General features: G+C 63.3%; 16 protein-coding genes. 10 read left to right on the top strand and 6 right to left on the bottom strand.

Annotated features, from left to right (window positions below; translation table 11 throughout):
• Window positions 1–13 precede the first annotated feature (13 nt).
• Window positions 14–1,450, bottom strand: a complete 1,437-nt coding sequence (locus tag CO656_RS22920) for a glutamine synthetase family protein (RefSeq protein WP_037424005.1) — start codon at window positions 1,448–1,450, stop codon at window positions 14–16.
• Between the two features lie 224 nt (window positions 1,451–1,674).
• Between CO656_RS22920 and CO656_RS22915 the strand changes: the two genes are divergently transcribed.
• The 3 genes from CO656_RS22915 (at window position 1,675) to CO656_RS22905 (ending at window position 6,088) form a co-directional block, all read left to right on the top strand.
• Window positions 1,675–2,859 carry an NAD(P)/FAD-dependent oxidoreductase gene (locus CO656_RS22915; RefSeq protein WP_037424007.1) on the top strand — a complete coding sequence of 395 codons (1,185 nt, stop codon included), beginning with the start codon at window positions 1,675–1,677 and terminating at the stop codon, window positions 2,857–2,859.
• 225 nt (window positions 2,860–3,084) lie between these two features.
• A complete protein-coding gene (locus CO656_RS30330; protein ID WP_086022794.1) occupies window positions 3,085–3,225 on the top strand; it encodes a hypothetical protein in 141 nt (46 codons plus the stop codon).
• A 337-nt stretch (window positions 3,226–3,562) separates the two neighbouring features.
• Window positions 3,563–6,088 carry a HAMP domain-containing methyl-accepting chemotaxis protein gene (locus CO656_RS22905; RefSeq protein ID WP_097527295.1) on the top strand — a complete coding sequence of 842 codons (2,526 nt, stop codon included), beginning with the start codon at window positions 3,563–3,565 and terminating at the stop codon, window positions 6,086–6,088.
• Window positions 6,089–6,176: 88 nt separating this feature from the next.
• Here the strand turns inward: CO656_RS22905 and CO656_RS22900 are convergent, their stop codons facing one another.
• Window positions 6,177–6,353 carry a hypothetical protein gene (locus CO656_RS22900; RefSeq protein WP_234819563.1) on the bottom strand — a complete coding sequence of 59 codons (177 nt, stop codon included), beginning with the start codon at window positions 6,351–6,353 and terminating at the stop codon, window positions 6,177–6,179.
• Window positions 6,354–6,457: 104 nt separating this feature from the next.
• On the opposite strand from CO656_RS22900, the gene CO656_RS22895 reads away from it, so the two are divergent.
• Window positions 6,458–7,333, top strand: a complete 876-nt coding sequence (locus CO656_RS22895) for a LysR family transcriptional regulator (RefSeq protein WP_037424009.1) — start codon at window positions 6,458–6,460, stop codon at window positions 7,331–7,333.
• 180 nt (window positions 7,334–7,513) lie between these two features.
• Here CO656_RS22895 and CO656_RS22890 read toward each other — a convergent pair whose 3' ends face one another.
• Window positions 7,514–7,753: a hypothetical protein gene (locus CO656_RS22890; RefSeq protein WP_037378705.1), complete on the bottom strand. Its 240-nt coding sequence runs from the start codon at window positions 7,751–7,753 to the stop codon at window positions 7,514–7,516.
• Between the two features lie 141 nt (window positions 7,754–7,894).
• Window positions 7,895–9,184 carry an isocitrate lyase gene (gene aceA, locus CO656_RS22885; RefSeq protein ID WP_097527256.1) on the bottom strand — a complete coding sequence of 430 codons (1,290 nt, stop codon included), beginning with the start codon at window positions 9,182–9,184 and terminating at the stop codon, window positions 7,895–7,897.
• A gap of 229 nt (window positions 9,185–9,413) precedes the next feature.
• Here aceA and CO656_RS22880 point away from each other — a divergent pair, with 229 nt between their 5' ends.
• From CO656_RS22880 to CO656_RS22860, 5 genes are all read left to right on the top strand, one after another.
• Complete coding sequence (locus CO656_RS22880; protein ID WP_097527255.1) at window positions 9,414–10,823, top strand: XRE family transcriptional regulator; 1,410 nt, start codon at window positions 9,414–9,416, stop codon at window positions 10,821–10,823.
• A gap of 303 nt (window positions 10,824–11,126) precedes the next feature.
• Window positions 11,127–12,221, top strand: a complete 1,095-nt coding sequence (locus tag CO656_RS22875; protein ID WP_097527254.1) for a polyamine ABC transporter substrate-binding protein — start codon at window positions 11,127–11,129, stop codon at window positions 12,219–12,221.
• A 121-nt stretch (window positions 12,222–12,342) separates the two neighbouring features.
• Window positions 12,343–13,485 carry an ABC transporter ATP-binding protein gene (locus CO656_RS22870; RefSeq protein WP_037424111.1) on the top strand — a complete coding sequence of 381 codons (1,143 nt, stop codon included), beginning with the start codon at window positions 12,343–12,345 and terminating at the stop codon, window positions 13,483–13,485.
• Window positions 13,486–13,489: 4 nt separating this feature from the next.
• Window positions 13,490–14,401 (top strand): ABC transporter permease subunit, encoded by a 912-nt coding sequence (locus CO656_RS22865; RefSeq protein WP_097527253.1) that lies wholly within the window; start codon window positions 13,490–13,492, stop codon window positions 14,399–14,401.
• A 3-nt stretch (window positions 14,402–14,404) separates the two neighbouring features.
• A complete protein-coding gene (locus tag CO656_RS22860) occupies window positions 14,405–15,226 on the top strand; it encodes an ABC transporter permease subunit (RefSeq protein ID WP_097527252.1) in 822 nt (273 codons plus the stop codon).
• Window positions 15,227–15,229: 3 nt separating this feature from the next.
• Here the strand turns inward: CO656_RS22860 and CO656_RS22855 are convergent, their stop codons facing one another.
• The gene (locus CO656_RS22855) at window positions 15,230–17,050 is read right to left on the bottom strand and encodes an AsmA family protein (protein WP_179864827.1); all 1,821 of its coding nucleotides are present in this window, start codon (window positions 17,048–17,050) and stop codon (window positions 15,230–15,232) included.
• A gap of 167 nt (window positions 17,051–17,217) precedes the next feature.
• Here CO656_RS22855 and CO656_RS22850 point away from each other — a divergent pair, with 167 nt between their 5' ends.
• The gene (locus CO656_RS22850; protein WP_097527250.1) at window positions 17,218–19,170 is read left to right on the top strand and encodes an acetoacetate--CoA ligase; all 1,953 of its coding nucleotides are present in this window, start codon (window positions 17,218–17,220) and stop codon (window positions 19,168–19,170) included.
• Between the two features lie 266 nt (window positions 19,171–19,436).
• Here CO656_RS22850 and CO656_RS22845 read toward each other — a convergent pair whose 3' ends face one another.
• Window positions 19,437–21,119 carry an iron ABC transporter permease gene (locus CO656_RS22845; protein WP_097527249.1) on the bottom strand — a complete coding sequence of 561 codons (1,683 nt, stop codon included), beginning with the start codon at window positions 21,117–21,119 and terminating at the stop codon, window positions 19,437–19,439.
• Window positions 21,120–21,186: the final 67 nt, after the last annotated feature.

Below are 21,186 nucleotides of genomic sequence, written 5' to 3'. Positions count from 1 at the left end.
CATGCTCCTCAGGTCAGACGTTGAGGAGCAGGAATTCACGTTCCCACGGGCTGATGACCTGCATGAAGGTCTCGAACTCGCCGCGCTTCACCCCGGCATAGATGGCGATGAACTCGGCACTGAAGACCTCGGCCAGCGATGGCGCCGATTCGAGCAGCGAAATGGCTTCGAGCAGGCCGCGCGGCAGATCGATCTCACCGTCATTCGCAGTGTCTTCCGAAGGCGGCGTCGGCTGCAGACCCTCCATGATGCCGAGATAGCCGCAGCCGAGGGAGGCGGCGAGCGCCAGATAAGGGTTCGCATCGGAGCTCGGCAGGCGGTTTTCGATGCGCCGCGCGACCGGGTCCGAAACGGGGATGCGGAAGGCCGTCGTGCGGTTGTCGTAGCCCCAGGCCGTGTTGACCGGCGCCGACATGTCCGGCGTCAGGCGCCGGTAGGAGTTCACGTAGGGCGCCATCATCGACAACGTCTTCGGCACATAGTGCTGCATGCCGCCGATAAAGGAGAAGAACTCCTTGGAGGGCGCGCCATCCGGGTTGGAGAAGATGTTCCGGCCGGTCTCGATGTCGAGGACCGATTGATGGATGTGCATTGCCGAGCCCGGCTGACCCTGCATCGGCTTCGCCATGAAGGTGGCGTAGATGCCATGCTTCAGCGCCGCTTCGCGAATGGTGCGCTTGAACAGGAACACCTGGTCGGCAAGCTCGATCGGATCGCCGTGCCTGAGGTTGATCTCGAGTTGCGCCGGCCCCTCTTCGTGGATCAGCGTGTCGATCTCCAGGCCCTGCTTTTCCGAGAAGTGGTAGATGTCGTCGATCAGTTCGTCGAATTCGTTGATGCCAGCGATCGAATAGCCCTGGCCGCCGAGAATGGAGCGGCCGGAACGGCCCTTCGGCGGACGCAGCGGATAGTCCGGGTCATCGTTCTGGGCGACGAGGTAGAATTCGATCTCGGGCGCGACAACCGGTTTCCAGCCCTTCTGCCGGTAGAGGTCGACGACTCGCTTCAGGACATTGCGCGGCGTATAGCTGATCTGTTCGCCCTGCGAGCCGACGATATCGCAGATCACCTGGGCCGTCGGATCGCTTTCCCAGGGAACGATGGAGATTGTCGAAAGGTCCGGCACCAGCTTGATGTCGCTGTCGCGCGAGTCATAGCGAAACTGGCCGGTCTCTTCCGGATACTCGCCGGAAATCGTGTGGCGGTAGATCGCCGAAGGCAGTGCCAGCGATGTGTTGGACGTGAACTTCGACGTCGGCATCATCTTGCCGCGCGGCACCCCGGCAAGGTCGGGGGTGATGCACTCGATGTCCTCGATGCCGCGGATCTTCAGCCAGTCGACCGCCTCCTTCCACGTCTTGACACCTCGGGGGGAATGCAGGGCGAGGGGAACTCCTGTACTCTTGCTGACCTTTGCTGTCTGTTGGGCAACGCTTCTCTTGGAAGACATAATTCACCGGATTCTGCTTAGGATAGCCCGCATCATAGCCGCCCTTTGCCAATTGGCTACTGCATGTTCCGCAAATCGGATGCGATTTGCGGACAAAGCCCACAGCTCCCAAATTGCCGCAGGATCCTTTGCGCTTTTGAAAGACGCCCGGCGCTGCAGTGCTTCGCGATTGACTTTTCGCCTCTCGCCGGAAAGGAAGGCGAGAAACGCGAAGAGGGCTCTCCGTGATCGAAAAGCAGGATGTGGTGATCATCGGCGCGGGCGCCGCCGGCATGATGTGCGCGATCGAGGCGGGGAAGCGCGGCCGCCGTGTCGTCGTCGTCGATCATGCCAAGGCGCCGGGCGAGAAGATCCGCATTTCGGGCGGCGGCCGCTGCAACTTCACCAATAGTCACACCGGCCCCAAGAATTTCCTTTCCGACAATCCGCATTTCTGCAAGTCGGCGCTTGCCCGCTACCGCCCGCAGGATTTCGTATCGCTCGTCGAGCGGCACGGCATCGCCTGGCATGAGAAGACGCTCGGGCAACTCTTCTGCGACCACTCGGCCAAGGACATCATCCGCATGCTCCTTGCCGAGATGAAGGAAGCAGGCGCGATGCTGCGGCTCGAGACCGCGCTTTCGGCCGTGGAACGGACCGCTTCGGGTTTTCGCGTCACCACCAGCGCCGGGACGATCGATGCCGCCTCGCTGGTGATTGCGAGCGGCGGCAAATCGATCCCGAAGATGGGAGCGACAGGCTTTGCCTATAAAGCTGCCGAGCAGTTCGGCCTGCCGGTCGTCGAGACGCGGCCGGCACTCGTCCCCTTCACGCTCGATCCGGCCCAGCTTGAGAAGCTCGGCGCGCTTGCCGGTGTCGCGGCCGATGCCGAGGTGCGCTTCGGCAAGGTGGCCTTCCGCGAGGCGGTGCTCATCACCCATCGCGGCTTGAGCGGACCGGCGATCCTGCAGATCTCCTCCTATTGGCGCGAGGGCGCGGAGATCGTCCTGCGCCTGATGCCGGACATCGATATCGCCTCGATCCTGAAGGGTATGCGCCGCACCAGCGGACGCCAGGCGGCGCAGACGGCACTGGCCGACATACTGCCGCGGAGGCTCGCGCAGTTCTTTGCCGAGGAGGCAAAGCTCGCCGGGCGCCTGCTTGCCGATCTCTCGGACAAGGCGATCGACGCGCTCGCGGCTTCCATCCAGGCCTGGACATTGAAGCCGGCCGGAACCGAGGGCTACCGGACCGCCGAAGTGACACTCGGCGGCGTCGACACGCGCGCGCTCGACTCGCGGACCATGCAAGCGACGAACATCCCCGGCCTCTATTTCATCGGCGAATGCGTCGACGTCACCGGGTGGCTAGGCGGCTACAATTTCCAATGGGCCTGGGCATCCGGCTTTGCTGCCGGTCAAGACGTGTAACCGGGAGGCAAAAATGGTGATTTGCCTCTTCAGCCATTGTTAAGGGAAATAGTCGAACCTGCTTTGCAAATGGCTTCCACAGCCGGCCGAGGACTGGTGGTACGGTCTCAGAACGCAGACCAGACTGTTTCCAATTCATGGCCTTTCCTCAGCCGCGGGATGGTTGCACCATGAAGCGCATGGCAAGACCCGAACGGTCCTGCCAAACAGGAAGGACAGGATGCCATGAGCCAGCAACGTCGCCGTCCCCGTGCTATTGCCATCGCCCGCGCCGATGAAAGCCGCGCGCAAGGCGAACTGATCGCTTTCGCCGCCACTCTTGCACTTTTCGCGATCGTCGCTTTGGCAATCTTTTCCTCCCTCTGATTTCTCATTCGCCTCGATCGAACGCATTCCGCGGGCGGTTTGCCGCGGACGCGAGCGCAAGTAACCGCCGCCGGTTTCGACCGGGCCTCGGGCGTACGCCGCGCTTATAGGAATCTTAATCGTTCAAAACGACTATGCGGATGACGTGAGTCCGTCAGGTCCTCGCCGCAGAAGCGGTGCGGGTCCCGCAATGATTGCCGACGGACTGGCGGCGTGCGCCGCATGATTTCCGAAAAACATCAGCCTGTTTGCGCATCGGGTGGCGCTTCGGTGTCCTGTTTGGACGCCAGCTGCCATGGGGGAGGCCAAACGCGCGCTGGGAGCCAAGGTGTTTTCCATGTTCATTGACAGGATTCTTGCCCGCTTCAAGATCCAGACGAAGGTTCTGTTCTTCATCCTGCCGTTCGTCGTCAGCATCACGGCGGTCGGTATCACCGGCCTCTATGCCTCGGGCCTGCTGCAGGGCCGCATGGAGATCTCGAACAGCGTCCTGCAGACGCTGAGCGGCTTCAAGGATGTTTATGCCGGAATGAGCCAGTTCCTGCACGAGACCACCGAGGAGAGCCGCAAGGCAGTCAAGGACACGATCACCGCGCAGAAGGAGGTCCTGGCCGACACGGCGGCGCAGGTCGCAGGCGCAAGCGGCGAGACGGAACTGACCGCCGCGATCGGCGCCACGACCGATATCGAGGCCCGCATAGACGGACTCTGGACGCTCCACGAGGGGGAACAGAAACTGCGCGCGGCGACGAAGGCCAATCTCCAGAAGTTGGCGACCGAGCAGGTGAAGATAAACGACGAAACAAACCGGCTGCAATATGCGGTGCGCAAGGACGAAAACGCGGCAAAGACGATGCTGCGCAACGCCGAGAAGCTCATGCGTGCCAGCCGGTTCTATACCGAGTTCGCCACCGAGGTCAGCAAGGCGATCACGGTCGAGGAAAAGCTGAAGGTTGCAAAGGATCGCTTCCCGGTGCTCGGCCGCACCCAGCGCGACATTTTCACCCTGCTGCCCAAGGGCGAGAAGTCACTCGCCGAAACGGTCAATTCGGCCGCCGGCGCAATCGGCGCGCTGATCCGGGCGCCCGCCGGCCCCGAAACGCTTGCCAACCTTTCGAAATTCGTCGATCGCTTCCGTAATGCCAGCTTCCGCCTGGAGGCCGCCTCCGTCGGCAAGATGCGAGAGGCGACGCAGATCTTTGCGGAGCTCGACGGCAAGATTGCTGCGACGGAGTCGGTCCTGACTGCCACCCGCCGGTTGTCCGTGTCGATCACCGACATTCAAATCGCGACGGCCGCTTTCCTCGGCAACACCAACGAGGAGAACCGCCAGAAGCTTCTGGACAAGTTTCTGGCCGTTCAGTCGAACCTCACGACCTTGCGCGGCATCGCGAAGGACCTGAGCTTCTTCGATGCGATGGCCGAAACGGTCTTGCCGATCATCAATGCGATGAAGAAGGACGGCGTTTCGCTGGTCGAGATCACCGACAAGCGGACGGCGGAATTCAACGCGGCCGGCGCCTCGATCAACGAGATCTGGAATGATCTCACCGGATTTGCCGAGCAGCAGAAGGTCGCCGCCGGCACCGAGCGCGAGGAAGCCAATCAGATCTCTGTGGCCGCCACGGTGGCTGGCGTCGTGATCGCCCTGCTTGCGGGGGTCGCGCTGACGCTCACACTGAAACGGCCGATCGGACAGATCACTGCCGCCATGCGCCGGCTCGCTGACGGCAGGCTGGATACCGCGATCGACGGCGGTGCACGGCGCGACGAGATCGGCGACATGGCGCGCGCGCTCGGCGTCTTCAAGGAGAACGCCCTCTCGAAGGTGCGCATCGAGGCGGAAAGCGCGGAAGAGCGCGCTCGGGCTGAAGCCGAACGCAGCCGCAACGATGCGGATAAGCGCGAGCTCGACCGGCAGATCGATCTCGCCGTCAGCGAGCTTGCTGCCGGCCTCGGCCGGCTCGCCCAGGGCGACCTCTCCCAGCAGATAGAGGTGCCCTTCCACGGCCGCCTGGAGCAACTGCGACAGGACTTCAACGGATCGCTCATCCGCCTGCAGGACACGCTGGCGCAGATCCGCGGCAATGCCCAGGGGATACAGCAGAGCGGTGCCAACATGCACCATTCCGCCGATGCGCTGTCACGGCGAACCGAGGCACAGGCCGCTTCGCTCGAGCAGACGGCTGCCGCCGTCGACCAGATCACCGCGACGGTGCGCTCCTCTGCGGAACGCGCCCATGAGGCGAACCGAGCGGTTTCCGAAACCAAGCGGAGCGCCGACAATTCGGCGACCGTGGTCGCGAATGCCATTGCCGCCATGGGTCGCATCGAGGATGCGTCACGTCAGATCGAGCAGATTATCGAAGTGATCGACGACATCGCCTTCCAGACCAACCTGCTTGCCCTGAATGCCGGTATCGAGGCGGCGCGGGCTGGCGAGGCGGGCAAGGGCTTCGCGGTCGTCGCGCAGGAGGTTCGCGAACTGGCGCAGCGCTCGGCCGAGGCGGCAAGGGAAATCAAGGGACTGATCAACAAGTCGACGGACGAGGTCAGCTCCGGCTCGCTGCTCGTCAAGGAGACGGGGGCGGTGCTCGCCTCGATCAGCGCGCAGATCGTCACCGTCAGCCAGCATGTCGAGATGATCGCCACCGCAAGCCGCGACCAGGCGACGGCGCTGCACGAGGTCAACGGTTCCGTCAACCAGATGGATCAGATGACCCAGCAGAATGCCACCATGGTCGAGGAGGCGACGGCCACCAGCCGCGCACTGGCGACCCAGGCCGATACGCTGATGATGCTGGTCGAGCAGTTCCGCCTGGAGCCGGAAAGCGCAGCCGGGCAGATTTATCACGCCGCATAGCGCAGACGGAGCGTTCCCGCCACAATGCTTCAGATGAACGCCGCGCATCGAAGCTGCGCGGCGTTCCTGTTTGTCTTGCGTCAGTTCTTCAAGGCACAAAGCGCGGAAAACCTTCGCAATCGCCGTGCCTCGCTGGAGGCCGCGGCCTGCGGAAAAGCGCGCCGATCAGATGTTCCGCGAGGTTTCCCGTCCGGTCTCGCGACCGCCGCTCGGCCTGTTCGTCAGAGCGGCGGTTCTTCGACGCCATGTCGAACAGCAGGGCCATTGCCATCATGTCCATCGTGATGCTCCTCATTTCGTGGGCATCTCCTCTTTTATGCAGCTGAAACTGTTTTACATACAGCCGATTTCCTCATACGTTTTTCAAACATGAAAAACATGGATTGGGACGTCTATCGCTGTTTCATGACCGTGGCGCGCGGCGGCGGGTTGACCGGTGCCGCGCAGGCGACGGGGCTGAGCCCCGCCACGATCGGGCGGCGGATGCTGGAACTTGAGGAGCGCACAGGCCGCGCCCTATTCGTCCGCAGCCAGACCGGCTACGGGTTGACGGCCGACGGCCGTTTCCTGTTCGAGCAGTTGCAGGAGATGGAAGCGGCGGCCCGCAAGGTCGAAAGCTGGCAGAAGGAGGGCGAGGGCGCCACGGTCGTGCGCATTGCGGCGGGTACTTGGGGATCGTGGCTGATCGCCGAAAACTTCCCGGCGATCTGCACGGAACGGGACACCTTTGCCATCTCGCTGTCGATAGGCGAGGCGCGGGCGAGCCTCGCCTACCGGGAGAGCGACATCGGCATTCGCGCCTTCGAACCGGAGGAGACCTATCTCGCCTCGCGGCCGGTGGGCGAGGTCGCCTATGCCGCCTATTGCCGGAAGAACGCCCCCGGCGCATCGGATCGTTGGGTCGCCGTCGCCGAAGAGGACGCCCTCTCGGCCTATCTGCGCTGGCCGCACGAAAATGCATCCGGCCGGATCGTGGCTACCGTCAGTCGCCCCCGCTCCCTCCTGGACCTCGCCCGCGCCGGGGCCGGCAAGGCGGTGCTCCCCTGTTTCGTCGGCGATCTCGACCCGCAACTGGAGCGAGCGGGCGAGGAGGTCGGCCCGCTGCGGCATCGCCAATGGATCGTCATGAACAATGAGGACCGCCACCGGCGGGACATCCGCACCGTCGTGGACCGGCTGACGCGGTTGCTCCGCAGCCATGCGGATCTCTTCGCCGGCAAGCGGCCGAGGCGGAGTGCCGCCTGACCGCAGAATGCGTGGTGGCCAGCATTTCACCGGCCGCCACGCTATCCGTTCAGTCGATCAGTCTACCAGATCTCCTAAGGAGAACTCGAACCTGTAGCGCTTGCCTGCTGCGGCACTCGATCTCCTGCCAGAGTGCGGCGCCGAGCATGAGCGCGGCCGCCGCCAAGGCCAGTGCCACCGTCACGGCCGGCCCTGGGTGACGATGACCGGGATCAGCAGGTCGCCCCAGTTGCCGTCGCCGCCGTGATGGCGTGCCGAGCGCACCAGTTCGACCGAGACGCCGGCCTCTACGGCCTTCATGACCGACTGGTTGAGGCGGTGCAGGTCGTTGGCGACCATGCGGATCGCCGCCTGCTGGTCCGCGGTCATGGCCGACGACTGTTCCTCGGCCCGTTCCTTGACGCGTGTCTGAACTGTCATGGGAGTGCTCCTTCAAAGCTTAGAGCCGGATGCGGCGGAAACCATTTTCCTGTCCGCTTGCGGTTCGAGAATTTTCGGTGTTCCGGGGCGCGCAACGGGCAGGGATGTCGCGCGCCCCGGTCTTCGTTTCACGCCCTTCCCTCATTCCGCCGCCGGGCGGAACTGGTCGTGCTCGGTCGATTCCTTCATCGCCGTCGTCGACGACTGGCCGCCGGTGATCGCCAGCGACACGGCGTCGAAATAGCCGGTGCCGACTTCGCGCTGGTGCTTGGTCGCCGTGTAGCCGTTCACCTCGGCCGCGAACTCCGCTTCCTGCAGCTCCGAATAGGCGGCCATCTGCCGGTCCTTGTAGCCGCGCGCCAGTTCGAACATGCCGTAGTTCAGCTGATGGAAGCCGGCGAGCGTGATAAACTGGAACTTGTAGCCCATGGCGCCGAGCTCGCGCTGGAACTTGGCGATCGTCGCGTCGTCGAGGTTCTTCTTCCAGTTGAACGACGGCGAGCAATTATAGGCGAGCAGCTTGCCCGGATGCGCCTTGTGCACGCCTTCGGCGAATTTGCGCGCTTGTTCGAGATCCGGCTTCGAGGTCTCGCACCAGATGAGGTCGCAATGCGGCGCATAGGCGATGGCGCGGGCAATGCAGGGCTCTATCCCGTTCTTCACCTGGTAGAAGCCTTCCACGGTACGGCCGGCATCGTAGTCGACGAAGGGCCCGTCGCGCTCGTCGATGTCCGAGGTGAGCAGCTTGGCCGCTTCCGCGTCGGTGCGGGCGATGACCAGCGTCGGCGTGCCCATGACGTCGGCGGCGAGCCGGGCGGCGTTCAGGTTGCGGATATGCGCCGCGGTCGGTATCAGCACCTTGCCGCCGAGATGGCCGCACTTCTTTTCCGAGGCGAGCTGGTCCTCGTAGTGGACGCCCGCGGCACCCGCTTCGATGAAGGCCTTCATAATCTCGAAGGCGTTGAGCGGCCCGCCGAAACCGGCTTCCGCGTCGGCGACGATCGGCGCGAACCAGGTGTCGACCGAAAGGCCTTTTCCTTCCGCGGTTTCGATTTGGTCGGCCCGCTGCAGGGTGCGGTTGATGCGCTTGGCGAGCTCCGGCGCAGCGTTGGCCGGATAAAGCGACTGGTCCGGATACATTGCCGAGGCGGTGTTGGCGTCGGCCGCAACCTGCCAGCCCGATAGATAGATCGCCTTCAGGCCCGCGCGGACCATCTGCATGGCCTGGTTGCCGGAGAGCGCGCCCAGCGCATTGACGAAGTCCTCCTCGTGAATGAGCTTCCAGAGGCGGTTCGCGCCCATCTCCGCGAGCGAATAACGGATCTCGACCGAGCCCCGGAGCCGCTGCACGTCCGCGGCGGAGTAGGGCCGCTCGATGCCGTCGAAGCGGCGCTGCGGCGCGCTCGGAACGAGTTTGTAAAAATCAGTCATGCTTTTCTCCTCGTCAACATCATGAGCTCTACAACTATCGTCTTAGCTCGCTGAATACTTGTGAACTGATACGACAATTTTTACATTGCGCTGCAGAAACAAGCCACATCTATCGCCGTTCTGTCGTCGCAAAAGGGGTTACCTTGTCTTGTGTTTGACAGGGTGAAGCGGTAAAGCTGTAAAACTTGTCAAAGAAGCGTCTGTGGAGCTTCTGTAAAGGGAGTGACAAATGGCCGAGAACAAGATCTTCGCCGGGCCGCGCGTCAGACGAATCCGCAACGGCCTTCAACTGACCCAGACGGCAATGGCGGAGGCGCTCGGCATCTCGCCGTCCTACCTGAATCTCATCGAGCGCAACCAGCGGCCATTGACCGTGCAGCTGCTGCTCAAGCTGGCCTCGGTCTATAAGGTGGATCTCGACGAATTGCAGGGCGAAGCCGGCGGCAGCCTCACGCAATTGCGCGAGGTATTTGCCGATCCGCTGCTCGCCGGCGAACTGCCGGGAGATCAGGAGCTGATCGAGGTCACCGAAGCCGCTCCCAACGTGTCGGGCGGCGTCGTCAAGCTCTATCGGGCCTATCGCGAACAGGCGTTGCGCCTGAAGGACCTGGCGGAGCTCCTCGCCGGCCAGGGGCATATGGCGACGCTTGCCGACACGCGGCTGCCGATCGACGAGGTCCGCGAGACCCTTGAGGCGCGGCCGAACCATTTTGTCCGGATCGAAGAGGCCATGGAGGCCTTCCATGCGAGCCTGTCGCCGGGCGAAGACCTTGCGGGGGTGCTGAGGGCCTGGCTGAAGAGAGAGCACGGTCTCGTCGTGCGGACCTTGCCGGTGCACGTCATGCCAAACCTGCGCCGCCGATTCGATCGCCACTCGATGCGCCTCTTCATTTCCGAGCGGCTGTCGCCCTTCGACCAAACGCTCGAAACCGCCATGGAGGTCGCATCGATCGCCTGTCACGACGCGATCGTGGCGGAGCTCGACCAGATTCAATTCTCGACGGCGGAGGCGCGCCGCATCGGCCGTTTCGAGCTTGCACGCTATGCCGCCCATGCGCTGATGATGCCCTACGCGGCCTTCCATGCCGCAGCCCAGCGGGCGAAATACGACATCGACCTCCTGAGGGCACGCTTCCAGGTGTCGTTCGAGCAGGCGGCCGGCCGCCTGACGACGTTGCAGCGGACCGGCGCCGTCGGCATTTCCTTCTTCCTGATGGAAATCGACAATGCCGGCCATCGGCTGCGCCGCGCAGGCGCACAGGGCTTTCCGCATGCCCGCTTCGGCGGTGCCTGCCCGAAGCTCAACATCCATGCCGCCTTCGCGGTGCCGGGGCAGATCCTCGTCGACCGGGTGGAGATGACGGATGGCGGCGAGTTCCTGACCATCGCCCGGACGGTCGAGGGACCCCAGGCGGCCTTTCAGGAGCGGGTCAGGCGCACCGCGCTCTTGATCGGCTGCGATGCCGGCTTCGCGCAGGAGACGGTCTATGGGGCCGTCCGTCTGCCGGCGATCGCCGTCGGCCCGGTCTGTCGCCTGTGCGAGCGCCAGGGCTGTCTGGCCCGCGCCGAGCCGCCCGTCACCCGGCCACTCGGTCTCGACGAGATGGCGACGGGCTTGAGCGTGTTCGATTTTCAATGAGGAGCTCGCGCTTTGCTGGCGCCTGCGACAGCAGGTCGTTCTGGTCTCGCGGAACGCGACGGCAGACCGCGGACGGAGCTGGCGTGGCCCGTGGCCGGGCACGTGCGGACCGGCGTATAAGCCTCGGATTTTGCTTGTGCTTGTGAAAAAGCAATCGACTTGGGAGATGGTCGATTTGGCTGGTGCGAAAGCGCTTGAGCTTACTGAGAAACATGCCTAACTTCGGCATCGCATCGATCAACACAGGACGCAACCGCGGCGGAAAGATGCGGCGTGTCTCGAGCCAATAAAAGGGGGAGTTGTATGCGCAAACTCTTTGTCGCCTCTTTGGCGGCCGCAATGCTAGGCGGAGCGGCCACGCTCGCTTTCGCCCAGGAGCGGGTCGTCAACGTCTATAACTGGTCGGACTATATCGACGACAGCATCCTTGAGGATTTCACCAAGGAGACCGGCATCAAGGTCGTCTATGACGTCTTCGACTCCAATGAAATTCTCGAAACCAAGCTGCTTGCCGGCGGCTCCGGCTATGATGTCGTCGTTCCGACTGCGAGCTTCCTGCAGCGCCAGATCGCCGCGGGCGTGTTCCAGAAGCTCGACAAATCGAAGTTGCCGAATCTTTCGAACATGTGGGACGTGATCATGGAGCGTACGGCAAAGTACGATCCGGGCAACGAATATGCCGTCGACTACATGTGGGGAACCACCGGCATCGGCTACAATGTCGAGAAGATGAAGGAAATTCTCGGCGCCGACGAGAAGCCGAACTGGGACGTCATCTTCAATCCCGAGATCGCGGCGAAGTTCAAGGATTGCGGCATTCACCTGCTCGATTCGCCGACCGATATCATGCCGTCGGCGCTGACCTATCTCGGCCTCGATCCGGACAGCCACGAGGCCGCCGATCTCGAAAAGGCCGCCGATCTGCTCCTGAAGGTCCGGCCCTATATCCGCAAGTTCCACTCGTCGGAATATATCAATGCGCTGGCAAATGGCGACATCTGCCTGGCGGTCGGATTTTCCGGCGATATCTTCCAGGCGCGCGACCGGGCGGCCGAGGCGAAGGCCGGCGTGACGGTCGATTATTCGATCCCGGCGCAAGGGGCGCAGATGTGGTTCGACATGCTGGCAATCCCCGCCGATGCGCCGCATGTCGCCGAAGCGCACGAGTTCATCAACTACATGATGAAGCCGGAAGTCATCGCCAAGGCATCGAACTACGTCTTCTACGCCAACGGCAACAAGGCCTCGCAACAGTTCCTCGACAAGGAAGTGCTCGAGGACACGGCCATCTATCCCTCGGACGCCGTGATGCAGAAGCTCTTCACCACGACTCCGTTCGAGGCCAAGGAGCAGCGGGTACTGACAAGGCTCTGGACGAAGATCGTAACCGGTCAGTAGGAGCGGAAAAGAATTGCCCGGACCTCAATCCGGGCAATTTCTTCAGGGGGATTTCGGGAGCGGTTCAGCCGGCAACGGGGCGGCGCCGCCTCCATCGATTGCGGCACTTCGGGGTTATATGATGAAGTCTCTCGGTAGTATCCGGCGTTCCTTCGCACCATGGGCGGACCCCGCCTCCAAGCCATTCATTTCCGTCAAGAACGTTACCAAGAAGTTCGGCGAGTTCACCGCCGTCGACGACCTGTCGCTGAACATCTACACGCGCGAATTCTTTGCACTGCTCGGCGCATCCGGTTGCGGCAAGTCGACCCTGTTGCGCATGCTCGCCGGCTTCGAGCAGCCGACGTCCGGCGAGATCGTTCTCGACGGTCAGAACCTCGCCGGCATTCCGCCCTATCGGCGGCCGGTCAACATGATGTTCCAGTCCTACGCGCTGTTCCCGCACATGACGGTCGAGAACAACATCGCCTTCGGTTTGAAGCAGGACGGCATGCCGAAGGCCGATATCGCCGAGCGGGTGGGGCAGATGCTGAAGCTCGTCAAGCTCGAGAAATTCGCCCAGCGCAAGCCGCATCAGCTGTCCGGCGGCCAGCGGCAGCGCGTAGCGCTTGCCCGTTCGCTGGCCAAGCGGCCCAAGGTGCTGCTGCTCGACGAGCCCCTCGGCGCGCTCGACAAGAAGCTGCGCGAGGAAACCCAGTTCGAACTGATGGATCTGCAGCAGGAACTCGGCCTGACCTTCGTCATCGTCACCCATGACCAGGAAGAAGCGATGACCATGGCCGACCGCATCGCCGTCATGAGCCACGGCAAGGTCGTCCAGGTGGCGACGCCGGCCGAGATTTACGAGGCGCCGAATTCGCGCTTCGTCGCCGACTTCATCGGCGACGTGAACCTGTTCGACGGCACGGTGACCGCGGCTGAAGGCGGTTCCGTTCGGATCGAAACGACCGGCGGCATTCCGCTTCGCATCGCCTCGGCCGAAAAACCGGCAAATGGAGCAAAGGCCGCCTTCGCCGTTCGTCCGGAAAAGATCAGGATCAGCCGCCAGCCGCCCGCCCATGCTCCGGTCAATGCGGCCGAGGGCGAGATCTGGGACATCGGCTATCTCGGCGACATGACCGTGTTCCACGTCCGCCTTAGGGACGGCAAGGTCGTCAAGGCGTCGTCGCTGAACGCGGTGCGCGCGGTCGAGGACCCGCTCGGTTACGACCAGCAGGTCTGGATCTCGTTCGGCGAGGATGCCGGCGTCGTCCTGAAGGATTGAGGCCATGGCGAAACTTGCCTCAGCCCTCATGAGCCGCCTGGTGATCATCGTCCCCTATGCCTGGCTGCTGTTCTTCTTCCTCATTCCCTTCTTCATCGTCTTCCGCATCTCGCTGTCGCAGACCACGGTCGCCATGCCGCCCTATACGCCGGTCTTCGATCTGGCCGGCGGGCTGGCGGGCATGCTGGAGAAGGCCCGCGAATTCTCCGTCGACAACTATGTCTGGCTGACCGAGGACGCGCTCTATTTCAATGCCTATGTGTCGAGCGTCGTCATCGCCGCCATCTCGACCTTCCTGACGCTGCTGATCGGCTATCCGATCGCTTACGGCATGGCCCGGGCGCCGCGCGCGATCCGACCGATGCTGTTGATGCTGGTGATCCTGCCCTTCTGGACGAGCTTCCTGATCCGCGTCTATGCCTGGATTGCCATCCTGAAGCCCGAAGGGCTGCTGAACCAGTTCCTGATGGCGATCGGCGTCATCGACCAGCCGCTCATCATCCTCAACACCAATGCCGCGATCTATATCGGCATCGTCTATTCCTATCTTCCCTTCATGGTGCTGCCGATCTATTCGGCGCTGGAGAAGATGGATCACTCGCTGATCGAGGCGGCGCAGGACCTCGGCTGCACCCCGATCAGCGCCTTCTGGCGCGTCACCTTCCTGTTGTCGCTGCCGGGCGTGGTCGCCGGCTGCCTGCTCGTCTTCATTCCGGCCGTCGGCGAGTTCGTCATCCCCGACCTGCTCGGCGGGTCGGAAACGCTGATGATCGGCAAGACGCTCTGGAACGAGTTCAATGCCAATCGCGATTGGCCGGTCTCCTCGGCGGTGGCGATCATCCTGCTGATGATCCTCGTGATCCCGATCGTCTATTTCCAGAACGTCCAGGCCAAGGTCGATAGCGAGGGCAGATAGGACATGGAAAAGTGGTCCCGCTTCAATATCGCCTCCGTCGTGCTCGGCTTCGGCTTTCTCTACCTGCCGATCGTGCTTCTGGTGATCTTCTCCTTCAACGAGTCAAAACTGGTGACGGTGTGGGCCGGTTTTTCGACCAAATGGTACAGCCAGCTCTGGCACAATCAGGGGCTCCTCGATGCCGCCTGGGTGACCGTTCGCGTCGGGCTGCTGTCGGCGACGTGTGCGACGGTTCTGGGCACGTTGGCGGCGCTGGCGCTGGTGCGCTATTCGCGCTTCCGCGGACGCGTGCTTTTCTCCGGCATGGTCTATGCGCCGCTGGTCATGCCCGAGGTGATCACCGGCCTGTCGCTGCTGCTGCTATTCGTGGCGATCGGGCTTGATCGCGGCTTCTGGACGATCACGCTCGCCCACATCACCTTCACCATGTGCTTCGTCGCGGTCGTGGTGCAGTCACGCCTATTGAGCTTCGACCAATCGATCGAGGAGGCGGCGCTTGACCTCGGCGCGAGCCCGGTCAGGACCTTCTTCGCGATCACCCTGCCGGTGATCGCGCCGGCCGTATTTTCGGGCTGGGTCCTGGCCTTCACCCTGTCGCTCGACGATCTCGTCATCTCAAGCTTCACCACCGGACCGGGCGCCACGACGCTGCCAATGAAGATCTACAGCCAGGTGAGACTCGGCGTGACGCCGGAGATCAATGCGATCTGCACCATCCTGATCGGTATCGTCGCCTTTGGCGTGGTCGTCGCATCGATCGTCACCAAGCGGCGGGAGGTTCAGCGCGAAAAGGATGAGCGCGCTGCTATTGCGGCCATCGGCTGAGCCTCATTTTGGAGCGACGAGAACGGAAAGCGGCGAGATCACCGCATTCGGCCAGGAGCCGCCGACGAAGAAGCGAACCGGTTGGTTGCCGCTGGGCGCCTCGGCTTGAAGCGTTCCGGCAAGCGCCAAGCTGCCGTTGCGATAGGGGACAACGCCGGCGAGGGACAGGTTGCCCGACGTTCCGGTGAAATCGGCCCGGTCGAGCCTCGCCGTGCCGTCGGCAAAGCTGGCCTTTACGTTCGCCACCTGGAAGTCGAAGCTCGCCTCATTCGCTTGAGAGAGCGAAAAGAACTCGCCCTTGCGGACGAGATCGGCGAAGGCGTGGGCATCGAAGCCGGCGATGCTGCCATTCGCCAGCGACAGCGTGAGATTGCCCCATATGTCGCCAAGTCCCGTGGCCCAGACGGGATGATCGGTACCGATGTCGATGCTGAGAATGCCCCGGCCGGCCGGCGCAGGACCGTTGAGGCCGAAGCTGCCGAGCACTGCGTCGAAGTCGGCGTCCTTGAGGCGCGCCTGCAATCGGCCGCCATGGTCCAGCCCTTCATCAGAGAGCACGACGCGGCCGCTCAGGCTGCCGTTGGCGTAGTTGCTGTCGCCGATGTCGAGCGAGGCGCGCTTGCCATCGATCAACACTCCGGCGGCGACGTCGGTCAGGTGCAGGGGACCGGCGAGGACCTCCTGCGAGGAAAGGCGAACGTCCGTTTGCCAGGCAGCGACAAAGCTTTCCACCAGACGCCAAAGGCGGTCGTCCCGACCAAGCGGTGAAAGCGCGGCGACGGGAACGCCGTTGAGGTCGATGCGATCGAAGGCGAGCGTCCCTTCTATGCTCGGCGCCTTGCCGTCCGTAAGGGAGATATCGAGTACGCCCGTCGCGCTGGCGCCGCCCATGGTGAATGCCAGTTCGTCGAGCTTCAGCGTCTTCTCGCCGGTGGTCACTCTGGTGTCGATGCTGAGCCCTCCCGGCGGGAGCGTCGCTGTCGAGCCGCCGTGATACCACTCAGTGAGCGTTTGAAGGGAAGCTGCGGACATCTGCAGATGGCCGGACGCGAAGGGAACGGACGAAAGCTTGCCGACGCCCTCGAAGGAGAATGTCAGCGGCGCCGATGTGATCGAGGTCTTCAGCGGCGCGTTTTGTTTCGCCAAGAGCGAGAGCGGATCGTCGCAGACGAACGCCCAGGCGACCTCTTCGCCGCTCAGCCGTGCCGACAGTTGCGTGCTCAATCGTCCCGCAAAGGAGGGCCACTTGATCGTGCCGGAGATTCCCGGAATGTCGATGTCGCTGCCGTCAGCCATTCGGTCGAGCACGATCAGCCGGCCATTCTCGATCGCGATGTCGCCGAAGGGGCTTTCCTGAGCCAATGCGGCGGCTTCGGACGGGGCGAGCCAATGCGGCTTTTGCCAGTTGATCGTGCCGTCGGCCCGGCGCTCGATCGTGACGACGGGATCGACAAGGCTTATGTCCTCCAGCGTCGGATCGCCGAGAAGCGTCGAAAGCGGACTGAACGATGCGGTGATGCGGCCAATTTCGGCAAGCGGACGGGGTTCGGGCCCTCTGGTTTCGATCGTCGCCGACGGCAAGGTCAATAGCGGTTCGGGCCAGAGCCGGACGGTCGGTTCACCGTTGATCCTGCTCTTGCCGCCAGACCAGCTGTCGAGCGTCCGCTCCATCGCTGCGCGCACGCCGGTGGTCGAGACGAGCAGGGGCAGGGCGGCGTTGTAACCGAGGGCGAGAATGACCCCGCCTGCGGCAGACCAGACGAAATGGCGACGCTGCAGGCGCAGCCTCAAGACGCGCGATATTTTCCGGATGGGTCTGGACATTTCGGTCGGTCGGCATCGCCCTTGGTGAAACCGTCTGGATAGGCCTTGAAGAGGGCAAATGCAACTGACATGGAAATGTCGTCTTCAAGGAGGTGGCGCTGCCGTGCACGCTGTTTATTTTGCGTTGCAGCATGGTATAGAACAGGGCAGAGGGAGTGGAGGAACGCATGCAAACAGATCGACCTTTGTGGGTTCCGGATGCCGAGACGCTCGCGCGGAGCCCGATGGCGCAATTCATCACCTGGTGCGAAGCGCGCTTCGGCCGCAGGTTCTCCGACTACGATGCCTTTCACGGCTGGTCCGTGGCGGAGCGCGGCGATTTCTGGACTGCCGTTTGGGAGCATTGCGGCGTCGTCGGTGAGCGCGGCGGTCGAGCGCTGATCAACGGCGAGCGGATGCTCGAAGCCCGCTTCTTCCCCGACGCGAAACTCAACTTTGCCGAAAATCTGTTGCGTGGCAGCGGTGGCGATGACGCCTTGATCTTCCGTGGCGAAGACAAGGTCCGCTATCGGCTTTCATGGGACGAGTTGCGCAGTCTCGTCTCACGCCTGCAGCAGGCGCTGAAGGCGCAGGGGATCGGCGTCGGCGACCGTGTCGCGGCGATGATGCCGAACTTGCCGGAGACGATCGCGCTGATGCTCGCCACCGCCTCGCTCGGCGCCATCTGGTCCTCCTGTTCTCCGGATTTCGGCAAACAGGGCGTTCTCGACCGCTTCGGCCAGATCGGTCCAAAGCTCTTCGTCGCCTGCGATGGCTACTGGTACAACGGCAAGCGCCAAGACGTCGACGCGAAGGTGCGCGCCGTGGCGGAGACGCTTCGTGTGCCGACCCTCGTCGTCCCCTATGCCGGCGACAGCGCCGCACTTGCAGCGGCAATTGACGGCGGCGTGACGCTTGCCGATTTCATCGCCGCTTTCGAAGCCGAGCCGCTTGCCTTCGAGCGCCTGCCCTTCAGCCATCCGCTCTACATCCTGTTCTCCTCCGGCACGACGGGCGTGCCGAAATGCATCGTGCATTCCGCCGGCGGAACGCTTCTCCAGCACCTCAAGGAGCACCGCTTCCACTGCGGCCTGAAAGAGGGCGAGAGGCTCTTCTACTTCACCACCTGCGGCTGGATGATGTGGAACTGGCTGGCCTCCGGCCTGGCAGTCGGCGCAACCTTGTGCCTCTATGACGGCTCGCCCTTCTATCCAGATGGCAACGTCCTCTTCGACTTCGCGGCCGAGGAGCGCTTCGCCGTGTTCGGGACTTCGGCAAAATACATTGATGCGGTACGCAAAGGCGGGCTGACGCCGGCGACGACGCACCATCTCTCGGCGCTCAGGCTGATGACCTCGACCGGCTCGCCGCTTTCGCCGGAGGGCTTCTCTTTCGTCTATGAGGGGATCAAATCCGACGTCCAGCTCGCCTCGATTTCCGGCGGCACCGACATCGTCTCCTGCTTCGTGCTCGGCAACCCGCTGAAGCCGGTCTGGCGCGGCGAAATCCAGGGCCCGGGATTAGGCCTTGCCGTCGATGTTTGGAACGACGAGGGCAAGCCGGTGCGCGGCGAGAAGGGCGAACTGGTGTGCACCAGGGCGTTTCCGTCGATGCCGGTGATGTTCTGGAACGATCCCGAAGGTGCCAAGTATCGCGCCGCCTATTTCGAACGCTTTGACAATGTCTGGTGCCATGGCGACTTTGCCGAATGGACGCCACATGGCGGCATCGTTATCCACGGCCGCTCCGACGCGACGCTCAATCCGGGCGGCGTGCGCATCGGTACGGCGGAAATCTACAATCAGGTCGAGCAGATGCCGGAGGTCGCGGAAGCGCTCTGCATCGGCCAGGACTGGGAGGACGACGTTCGGGTGATCCTGTTCGTGCGCCTGGCGCCGGAGGTTGCGTTGACCGAGGAGCTGACGCAGGCGATCAAGGCGCGAATCCGCGTCGGCGCCTCGCCCCGGCACGTGCCGGCGAAGATCATCCCCGTCGCCGACATTCCCCGCACCAAATCCGGCAAGATCGTCGAGCTCGCCGTGCGCGACGTGGTGCATGGCCGGCCGGTCAAGAACAAGGAGGCGCTCGCCAATCCCGAGGCGCTCGATCTCTTTGCCGGACTGGAGGCGCTGAAGACCTGAGGGGGCGGCGCCGGTTAGCCTGGACGCGCCCGCGGAATTAACCAAGCAAGCCGACTTGCGGTTCGTTTCCTAAAGTTGTCGGGTCTGGCGGTAAGGTCTTGTTAAGGTTTGCCGGGGCATGGTCGAGCCAACTGGAGGCCGGTCCATCAAGGCGCCGGTGCCGCAGCAGCGATGCTGTCACAGACATGACGTCCCGAGTTCTCGAGCATTTGTTGGTTAGCATGACTTCAAAGGCGGCCGCGAGCCGCCTCTTTTTTGCGCCTGTCCTATGAGTGGCGTTCGAGCGACCGCGACACCAGAATGACCGGGATCATGCCGCAGATGACGATGATCATCGCGGCGACCGAAGCATCCTCTACCTTGGCGCGCGACGCGTCCTCGTAGACGAGGGTGGCGAGCGTGTTGAAATTGAACGGCCGCAGCATGATGGTCGCGGAAAGCTCCTTCATCGTTTCGATGAAGACGAGCAGCGCCGATGTCAGCACCGCCGGGCGCATCATCGGCAGAAGCACCGAGCGTAGGGTCTGGCCGCCCGTCCGGCCGAGCGCGCGGGCGGCCATGTCGAGATGCGGCGAGAGCTTGTGGAAGCCGGCTTCCAGCGTTCCCTCGGCCATGGTTAGAAACCGCACCGCGCAGGCATAGACGATCGCAAAGCCGGTGCCGCTGAGGACGAGACCGGTGGAAATGCCGAAAAGGCTGCGCATCCATGCATCCAGGCCATTGTCGAAGGCGGCGAGCGGAAAGAGCACGCCGATGGCGAGCACCGTTCCCGGCACGCCGTAGCCGAACGAGGCGAGCCGCCCGGCGGCTTCGGTGAGCGGCGAGCGGCCGGTGCGGGCCGCATAGGCCATGACGAAACCCAGGAAAACCGCGACGAGTGCCGTCAGGCCGGAGACCAGGACGCTGTGCAGCAATGCGTCGAGGAGGCGCGGCGCCAAAAATTGGTCGAGCCGCTTCAATGCGTAGTTGCCGAGCACTAGGAAGGGGACGGCAAAACCGGAAAGAACAGGCAGGAGACAGACGAGCGTTGCAGTCCATTTCTTCCAGCCCGACAGCTCGAGGCGCACCGCGTCGTGGACGGCCGCCGTCGTCTTCTGGCTGGCGAAGCGCTGGCTGCGGCGGGCGGCACGTTCGACCATCATCAACGCGACGATGAAAACAAGCATGATGCAGGCGATCTGCGCGGCACCCGCAAGGCTGCCGCGGTTGAGCCAGGTGTCGAAGATAGAAAAGGTCAGGGTCTGAACGCCGAGAAATTCGACCGCGCCGATGTCGTTCATCGTTTCCATGGCGACGAGCGTCAGGCCGATCACGACCGCCGGCCTGGCCATCGGGATCTGGATTTTCAGGAAGACCTTGAGCGGCCCGGCGCCGAGCGTGCGGGCCACGTCGGCGGCCGCACGGCCCTGCATCAGAAACATCGAGCGGCAGGCAAGATAGATATAGGGATAGAGGACCGAGCTGATCACCAGCACCGCGCCGCCGAGCGAACGCACATCCGGAAACCAATAGTCTCGGCTCGTCTGAAAACCGAAGAGCGCCCGGATGAGGCCCTGGACCGGTCCGGTGAAGGTCAAGAGCTCGCCGAAGGCATAGGCCGCGAGATAGGCCGGGATAGCAAGCGGCAGCACCAGCATGGCGGAGAGGAGCCGGCGCAGCGGAAATTCGCAGGTCGCCACCAGCCATGCCGTCACGATGCCGACGGCGGCGGTCACCGCGCCGGTCAGCCCGACGAGCATCAGCGTTCTGACGGTGGCGCGGGGAATGACGTTCTCGATGAGATGCGGCCAGTCCGCGCCGCCGCCGGTCACCGCAAGCCATGCGATGGCGGCGATCGGCATGAGCACGATCGCCGATGCGAGGCCGGACCAGCTTGCGAGCAGCCGATGCGTCAGTCCGGTGCCCGACCTGGCATGGCGTCGCTTGAGGCTTTTGGCGGTGAAGTGCAAACGATCCGTTCCGGGGCAAGGTGCTGCTGGCGGCAGCCAAACTGGCTGTCGCGGGTCAACATTTCCT

Source organism: Sinorhizobium sp. FG01 (assembly GCF_002531875.1).
In the GTDB taxonomy this organism is placed as follows: Bacteria; Pseudomonadota; Alphaproteobacteria; order Rhizobiales; family Rhizobiaceae; genus Sinorhizobium; species Sinorhizobium fredii_C.
Note: the sequence above shows the minus strand (reverse complement) of the source record. Positions and strands in the feature narration are given on the sequence as shown.

What these genes read in the sequence shown, in the direction of transcription:
- CO656_RS22890 (WP_037378705.1), bottom strand. Translation starts at nt 7,753, where the DNA reads ATGACAGTTCAGACACGCGTCAAGGAACGGGCCGAGGAACAGTCGTCG.
- CO656_RS22870 (WP_037424111.1), top strand. Translation starts at nt 12,343, where the DNA reads ATGAAGTCTCTCGGTAGTATCCGGCGTTCCTTCGCACCATGGGCGGAC.
- CO656_RS22875 (WP_097527254.1), top strand. Translation starts at nt 11,127, where the DNA reads ATGCGCAAACTCTTTGTCGCCTCTTTGGCGGCCGCAATGCTAGGCGGA.
- CO656_RS22900 (WP_234819563.1), bottom strand. Translation starts at nt 6,353, where the DNA reads ATGGCCCTGCTGTTCGACATGGCGTCGAAGAACCGCCGCTCTGACGAA.
- CO656_RS22865 (WP_097527253.1), top strand. Translation starts at nt 13,490, where the DNA reads ATGGCGAAACTTGCCTCAGCCCTCATGAGCCGCCTGGTGATCATCGTC.
- CO656_RS22855 (WP_179864827.1), bottom strand. Translation starts at nt 17,050, where the DNA reads ATGTCCAGACCCATCCGGAAAATATCGCGCGTCTTGAGGCTGCGCCTG.
- CO656_RS22860 (WP_097527252.1), top strand. Translation starts at nt 14,405, where the DNA reads ATGGAAAAGTGGTCCCGCTTCAATATCGCCTCCGTCGTGCTCGGCTTC.
- CO656_RS22895 (WP_037424009.1), top strand. Translation starts at nt 6,458, where the DNA reads ATGAAAAACATGGATTGGGACGTCTATCGCTGTTTCATGACCGTGGCG.
- CO656_RS22905 (WP_097527295.1), top strand. Translation starts at nt 3,563, where the DNA reads ATGTTCATTGACAGGATTCTTGCCCGCTTCAAGATCCAGACGAAGGTT.
- CO656_RS30330 (WP_086022794.1), top strand. Translation starts at nt 3,085, where the DNA reads ATGAGCCAGCAACGTCGCCGTCCCCGTGCTATTGCCATCGCCCGCGCC.
- CO656_RS22920 (WP_037424005.1), bottom strand. Translation starts at nt 1,450, where the DNA reads ATGTCTTCCAAGAGAAGCGTTGCCCAACAGACAGCAAAGGTCAGCAAG.
- aceA (WP_097527256.1), bottom strand. Translation starts at nt 9,184, where the DNA reads ATGACTGATTTTTACAAACTCGTTCCGAGCGCGCCGCAGCGCCGCTTC.
- CO656_RS22850 (WP_097527250.1), top strand. Translation starts at nt 17,218, where the DNA reads ATGCAAACAGATCGACCTTTGTGGGTTCCGGATGCCGAGACGCTCGCG.
- CO656_RS22880 (WP_097527255.1), top strand. Translation starts at nt 9,414, where the DNA reads ATGGCCGAGAACAAGATCTTCGCCGGGCCGCGCGTCAGACGAATCCGC.